Source organism: Burkholderia sp. B10, assembly GCF_004368385.1.
GTDB classification, from domain to species: Bacteria; Pseudomonadota; Gammaproteobacteria; order Burkholderiales; family Burkholderiaceae; genus Burkholderia; species Burkholderia vietnamiensis.
This window is the reverse complement of sequence record NZ_PQMX01000038.1, coordinates 59,479-66,645: the sequence shown is the minus strand read 5'-3', so window position 1 is coordinate 66,645 and position 7,167 is coordinate 59,479. Positions and strand designations below refer to the sequence as shown.

Here is a 7,167-nt window from a genome sequence, read left to right as displayed (position 1 = left end):
GTTGGGGGCGCATGTGGAGGGCGTGGGTAACGGCGGTGCTGCTGGTGCTGGTGCTGGTGCTGGTGCTGCTGGTGCTGCTGGTGCTGCTGGTGCTGCTGGTGCTGCTGGTGCTGCTGGTGCTGCTGCCGGTGCTGCTGGGAGCGGCGCTGGTGAAGCTGGCGGTACCGGCGACGCCGGCGCTGACGGCGCTAGTGCTGCTAGAGACGACAGTGGCGACGCCGGTGACAGCCACGGCAACGGCAACCCCAACGACACCCCCATCGCCCTCGCCGCCCGCTGGCGGCTCGGCGACGGCAGCACGCTGACGATCGCCTTCAATCCCGGCTCGCACGATGCGGTGCTCGACACGCTGCCGGTCGGCAAGGTCGTGTTCGAGACGCCACCGCGCGCGCGCGACCGGCTCGCTGACCGGCGACTGCCGGCGCGCAGCTGCATCGCCTGGCGCGATGGCGCGGTCAACCACGACGCGCTGATGCATCGCGCGAACGCACCGACGGCCAACACATGACGGCTAACACATGACGACCGACGTATCGATCGCCGAGCTCGCGCGCGCCGCGGGGCTCGAACCGGACTGGACCGACGCGGGCGGTGTCGCGCGTCGGGTGGACGACGACGCGCTCGTCGCACTGGTCGACGCACTCGGCTGGCCCTGCGGCACGCCGATCGAGCGCGTCGACAGCGCGGCCGCGCTTGCCGATGCGCGCAACGCGCCGCCGCAGCTCGTCACCGGCGACGCCGGTGCGCCGCTCGCGCTGCCACCCGCCGTCGCGCCGCCCGGCACGCGCTACCGGGTCACGCTCGAATCGGGCGCGCACGTCGACGCGCGCATCGCAGCGAGCGGCGAATCCGGCACGCTGGCGCCGCTCGACGAGCCCGGCTATCACACGCTCGACCTCGGCGCACGACGCATTGCGCTCGCGATCGCGCCGCCGCGCGCGCGGCCGTTCGCCGGCGAGCGCATGCCGCAAACCGAAGGACGCTGGGGAATCGCAGCGCAGCTGTACGGGCTGCGCCGCACCGACGACGACGGCGCCGGCGACTACTCGGCGCTCGCCGAACTCGCCGCGCACGCAGCAAGGCATGGCGCGCACGCGGTCGCGATCAGCCCGACGCACGCCGGCTATCCGGCGCTGCCCGAGCACGACAGCCCGTATTCGCCGTCGTCGCGGCGCTGGCACAACGTCGCGTATCTCGACTGCGAGGCGGTGCCGGGCGCGGACGTCGTGCGACGCTCGCTCGACCCGGCCGCCGCCGACGGCCGCGCGCCCGACACGCCGCTGATCGACTGGCCGCACGTGCTGCCGCTGCGCCTGCGGCGCCTGCGTGCGTGCTTCGACGCCTGGCGCGAAAACGGCGAGCCGGCGCGCGACGCATTCGAACGATTCCGCGCGGCCGGCGGCGCGGCGCTCGACGCGCATGCGCGCTTCGACGCGCTGCAGGCGTTCTGCATCGAGAACGGGATGGGCGCGGACTGGCGGCAATGGCCCGCGCAGTGGCGAGACCCGACGTCGCCCGAGGTCGACGCGTTCGCGCAGGCCCACGCGGACACGATCGCCTTCCACACGTACCTGCAATGGTGCGCGTCCGACGCGCTCGGCCGCGCGCAGGCGACGGCGCGCGATGCAGGGATGGCGCTCGGGTTGATCGCCGATCTGGCGGTCGGCTCCGATTGCGCGGGCAGCGATGCATGGGCGCACGGCACGACGCTGTTGCGCGGCGTGTCGGTCGGCGCGCCGCCGGACCTGTTCAACACCGACGGGCAGGCGTGGGGCGTGACGACCTGGACGCCGGACGCGCTGCGCGCGACCGGCTTCGCACCGTTCATCGAGCTGCTGCGCGCGGCGTTCGCGCATGCGGGCGGCATCCGTATCGATCACGTGCTCGGCCTGGCGCGGCTGTGGATCGTGCCGCACGGCCGCTCGCCGCGCGACGGCGCGTACCTGCGCTATCCGCTCGACGATCTGCTGCGCATCGTCGCGCTGGAAGCGGCCCGGCATCGCGCGATCGCGATCGGCGAGGATCTCGGCACGGTGCCGGCCGGCTTTCGCGAGCGGATCGCCGCGCAGGGCATCGCCGGCATGCGCGTGCTGTGGTTCGAGCGCGACGCCGACGGCGCGTTCCGGCCGCCGTCGGACTGGGATCGCGACACGGTCGCGATGACGTCGACGCACGATCTGCCGACCGTCGCCGGCTGGTGGCGCGGCGTCGATCTCGAATGGCGGCGCGGCGCGCACGCGCAGCGGGACGACGGGCCCGCACACGGCGCGGGCGACGACGTCGGGCTGGCCGCGGCCGCTCATGGGGCGGATGGCGCGGATGGCGATGAACGCAACGCGCCGTGCTTGCGCGACGACGCCGATGACGCCGGCCGCGATCCGTCGCCGCCCGATCCCGACCTCACGGCGGCTGCCGCCGGCGCGGAAACCGAGCGGGCGACCGAACGCACGGCGCTGTGGCGTGCGCTGCAGCGCGCCGGCTGCGCGGCGGCCCATCAGGCCATGCCCCCGCCCGCTGCGCCGCCGGTCGACGCAGTCATCGCCTACGTCGCGCGCAGCCCGTCGCCGCTCGCGATCGTGCCGCTCGAAGACCTGCTCGGCCTCGACGCGCAGCCGAACCTCCCCGGCCCGCCGTGCGGCCATCCGAACTGGCTGCGGCGACTGCCGCGCGCGATCGACGCGCTGTTCGACGCACCGGTGCGCGAGCGCATCGCCGCGATCGAACGCGCACGCACTGCGCGCCGGGAGGACGCATGACGCCGCGCGCGACCCTGCGCGTGCAACTGCACGCGGGCTTCACGTTCGACGATGCGGCCGCGCACGCGGACTATTTCGCGCGGCTCGGCGTGAGCCATCTGTACCTGTCGCCGATCACGACGGCCGAGCCCGGCTCGCTGCACGGCTACGACACCGTCGACCATCGCGCGATCAGTGCGGAGCTCGGCGGCGAAGCCGGCTTCAAGCGACTGGTCGAGGCGCTGCGCGCGCGCGGCCTCGGCGTCATCGTCGACATCGTGCCGAACCACATGGGCGTCGGCGGCGCATCGAACCACTGGTGGCGCGACGTGCTCGAATGGGGGCCGGCGAGCCCCTACGCGCACTACTTCGACATCGACTGGCATCCGCCCGATGCGGCGCTCGACGGCAAGGTGCTGCTGCCCTGCCTCGGCGCGCCGTACGGCGACGCGCTCGCGGCCGGCGACATCACGCTCGACGTCGATCCGCAGACGGGGCGCTTCTTCTTCGCATGCCCGGGCCGCACGCTGCCGGTCGCGGCCGCGACCTATGCGGAGATCCTGCGCATCGCGAACCGCGCGGACCTGAACGCGCTGGCCGAACGCTTCGCCGCCGCGCCGCTGCGCGGCAGCGCGCGGCTCGCGCAGGCGCACGCGGCATTGCGCGACTACGCGGCCGAGCACGGCGCGCATGCGTTCGACGCGGTGCTGCGCGGCGTCGATCCGCGGCGCGCGCGCTCGCGCGCCTGCCTGCACCATCTGCTCGAAGGCCAGCACTATCGGCTCGCGTGGTGGCGCACCGCCGCCGACGAACTGAACTGGCGGCGCTTCTTCGACATCGCGACGCTCGCGGCCGTGCGCGTCGAGGACGAAGCGGTGTTCGACGCGGTGCATGCGCTGCCGCTGGCGCTCCATGCGGCGGGCCTCGTCGACGGCCTGCGCGTCGATCACGTCGACGGCCTCGCCGATCCGCGCGCGTATTGCCGGCGTCTGCATGCGCGGCTCGCCGCGCAGCGCGACGAGCGGCCGTTCCTCGTCGTCGAGAAGATTCTCGCGCCGGGCGAGACGCTGCCCGACGACTGGCACGCCGACGGCACGACCGGCTACGACTTCATGAACGACGTCGCCGCGTTGCTGCACGACCCGGCCGGCGCCGCGCCGCTCGCCGCGCACTGGGCCGCCGTGTCGGGCTCGACGCGCACCTTCGCCGACGAGGCGATCGCCGGCAAGCGGCGCGTGCTCGCGCGCCAGCTCGCGGGCGAGCATGCGCGGCTCGCGCGGGCGCTGCACCGCATCGCGCGCGCCGCGCCGGCGACCCGCGACATCAGCCGCAACGCGCTGCACCGCGTGCTGGGCGAACTCGCCGTACACCTGCCCGTGTACCGCATGTATCCGGCGCTCGGCGACGAACCGGGCGACGCCGATCGCCGCGTGCTCGAACGCGCGTACGACGCGGCCCGCGCGGCGATCGATCCGTCCGACCGCTATGCGCTCGAGCGCGCCGCCGCCTGGCTCGGGCTGCCCGGCATCCGCGTGCCGCGCGCCGATCCGGCCGCGCTGCTCGCGGTGCGCGTCGCGTTCGCACAGCTGAGCGCGCCGCTTGCCGCGAAGGGCGTCGAGGATACGGCGAACTACCGCTACGGCCGGCTGCTGTCGCGCAACGAGGTCGGCGCCGACGCGGGCGACTTCAGCCTGTCGCGCGGCGCGTTCCACGCGCGCAACCGGCGTCGCGCGCGCAGCGTGCCGCGCACGCTCGTCGCCACCGCGACGCACGATCACAAGCGCGGCGAAGACGCGCGTGCGCGGCTCGCCGTGCTGAGCGAAGTGCCGGACGCGTGGCGCGCGGTGTCGCTCGACTGGTCGGCGCTGAACCAGCCGCATCGCGGCGCCGCGCATCGCGATCTGGCGTGGACGCCGGGGCCGGCGGCCGAGGCCATGCTGTATCAGACGCTGGTGGGCTGCTGGCCGCCGACGCTCGCGCCCGACGACGCGGCGGGCGTCGCCGCGCTGGCCGAGCGTGTGGTGGGCTGGCAGACCAAGGCGTTGCGCGAAGCGAAGCAGCACACCGACTGGCTCGCGCCCGATGCGGACTACGAACGCGCGAGCGAGCAGTTCGTGCGCGCGATCCTCACGCCGCGCGGTGCGGGCGATTTTCTGCATCGGCTGCATGCGTTCGTCGCGCGGATCGCCCCGGCCGGCGTCGTCAACAGTCTCGCGCAGGTGGCACTGCGCATCGCGTCGCCAGGCGTGCCCGATCTGTATCAAGGTACCGAGTTATGGGATCACTCGCTCGTCGATCCCGACAACCGGCGCGAGGTGCCGTTCGCGCAGCTCGCGGCCGAGCCGGTCGATCGGCCGGTCGCCGCGTATCTACGCGACTGGCCGGACGCGCGCGTGAAGCGCGCACTGATCGAGCGGATGCTCGCGCTGCGCGCGCACCGGCGGACGACGTTCGCGGACGGCGCGTACGTGCCGCTGCGCGTGCGCGGTCCGCTCGGGCGGCATGCGGTGGCGTTCGCCCGCCGCGACGACACGGCGACCGTCGTGGTCGTCGTGATGCGGCTCGCGTGCCGCCTGCTCGGCGACATGCCGGGCTTGCCGCGCATCGAGCCTCGGGAATGGGGCGATACGGCGGTCGTGCTGCCGCCGGTGGCGGGCGGGCCGTGGCTCGACTGCCTGAACGGCGGCGGCGCGGTCGAGACGCATGACGGCATGCTGCGGCTCGATCGGTGTTTGTCGGCGCTGCCGGTGGCCGTGGTCGTCGCGACGCGCGGTCGGGGCTGAAGCGGGGGACGGCCCGCACTCCCCCGGCGACGGCAACCGCCGACCGGTCGACTACCCTCGCGCCCGACCCACCGCTCGCGATCGAACCGCCCCCGCCGTGCGCGATCCCGGGCGCCCGGGGAACCGCTCGCCCCCGCGCCAGCACGCGCATCATCCCGTTTCCCGGCATTGACGTGATATCGTGCGCATCGACAGAAGCGTCCACCATTCATTCCGTCAGGAGGGGCGACATGCGTCTAGCCGAATTCATCACGCGCAACATGGAACCGATCCTCGCGCAGTGGGAAGCGTTCGCTGCAACGCTGCTCCCGGCCGCGAGAACCATGGACTCCCACGCGCTGCGCGACCATGCGCGCCAGATCCTGGAGGCAATTGCCAAGGACATCGCAACCCCGCAAACGCGGGAAGAACAGCGGCAAAAATCGCTCGGCCGCGCACCCGAGCCGACGAATGCCTCCGAAACGGCCGCCCAGACGCATGCCGTGCTGCGCGCGCGGCGCGGCTTCGACATCAATCAGCTGGCGGCCGAGTATCGCGCGCTGCGCGCCAGCGTGCTGGGGCTGTGGATCGACAAGTGTCGGCCAAGCCCGCCCGATCTCGACGACATGATCCGCTTCAACGAAGCGATCGATCAGGCGCTCGCCGAATCGGTCGCGTTCTTCACCGAGCAGGTCGAGCAGGCGCGCAACCTGTTGCTCGGCATGCTCGGGCACGACATGCGCACGCCGTTGCAAACGATACGCCTGACGGCAAGCTATCTGTCGGCGCTCAATGCGGGCGAAAAGGTGTCGGAAGCCGCCGCCAGGCTGATCAGAAGCGGCGGTCGCATGCAGTCGCTGCTCGACGACCTGTGTGATTTCAGCCGGACGCAGCTCGGGCTCGGCATCAACGTGATTCGCCGCGACGCGGATCTCGCCCATGTCGTGGCCAATGTGGTCGATGAGTTGCGGGCCGCGCATCCGGACCGCGAAATCAATGTCGACGTGCGCGGCGACCTCCGCGGCAACTGGGACGATCAGCGGATGCAGCAGTTGCTCAGCAATCTGTTGACCAACGCGCTGAAGTACGGAACGGCCAATACGCCGGTTCGCGCCAGCGCGATCGCGAGCGACGACGAAGTGACGATCGAGATCGGCAACAGCGGTCCGCCCGTCGCGCCGGATCTGCTGGAGCGCATCTTCGATCCGCTGCAACGCGGCACCAGTCCATCAGAGAAAAGCGGCGAGGACGTCGGACTGGGCCTCGGCCTGTACATCGCTAGCGAAATCGCCCACGCGCATCGCGGGCGGATCGACGCGCGCTCCGACGCGTCGGAAACGGTATTCGCGGTGCGGCTGCCGCGACGCGCGTGACATGCCGCGGCGTGGCGGTGCCGCACATCGCACCGCGCGCCGCACGTGAATCGTCCTGAAAAACGATTTCAGACCTTCGGCCAAGCCCGCTGACAACGCGTTGCCGTTGTAGCCTGCGCGCGCCATACGACCTAGGCCAACGTCGGATGCCTGCCGCCGCTCACGCGTCGTGACCAGGCTTTCGTGCTGCGCGTCGGGCCCTGTTCCGCGTGTCGCCCCTAACGGGGATCAATCCCTGGCATAGCAGTCAACCCGCTCATCCGCCAGCCTTTCAGCCTCGACCCTGTCCGGTCAACT

4 protein-coding genes are annotated in these 7,167 nt (G+C 72.5%); all 4 read left to right on the top strand.

Annotated elements, in window-relative coordinates; all coding sequences use genetic code 11:
• Nucleotides 1–508, top strand: a 508-nt coding sequence (locus C3Y15_RS32340) for a DUF3459 domain-containing protein (protein WP_243860250.1), incomplete at its 5' end; no start/stop codon positions are given.
• A gap of 10 nt (nt 509–518) precedes the next feature.
• Complete coding sequence (gene malQ, locus C3Y15_RS19455; protein ID WP_124259973.1) at nt 519–2,756, top strand: 4-alpha-glucanotransferase; 2,238 nt, start codon at nt 519–521, stop codon at nt 2,754–2,756.
• Nucleotides 2,753–5,518: a malto-oligosyltrehalose synthase gene (gene treY, locus C3Y15_RS19450; RefSeq protein ID WP_124259974.1), complete on the top strand. Its 2,766-nt coding sequence runs from the start codon at nt 2,753–2,755 to the stop codon at nt 5,516–5,518. The genes malQ and treY overlap by 4 nt, the downstream gene beginning before the upstream one ends.
• 230 nt (nt 5,519–5,748) lie before the next feature.
• Entirely contained in the window at nt 5,749–6,870 is a 1,122-nt protein-coding gene (locus C3Y15_RS19445; protein WP_124259999.1) for a sensor histidine kinase, read from the top strand.
• Nucleotides 6,871–7,167: the final 297 nt, after the last annotated feature.

Bases quoted from the DNA above. Each gene is read 5' to 3' on its own strand.
- treY (WP_124259974.1), top strand. From the start codon at position 2,753: ATGACGCCGCGCGCGACCCTGCGCGTGCAACTGCACGCGGGCTTCACG.
- C3Y15_RS19445 (WP_124259999.1), top strand. From the start codon at position 5,749: ATGCGTCTAGCCGAATTCATCACGCGCAACATGGAACCGATCCTCGCG.
- malQ (WP_124259973.1), top strand. From the start codon at position 519: ATGACGACCGACGTATCGATCGCCGAGCTCGCGCGCGCCGCGGGGCTC.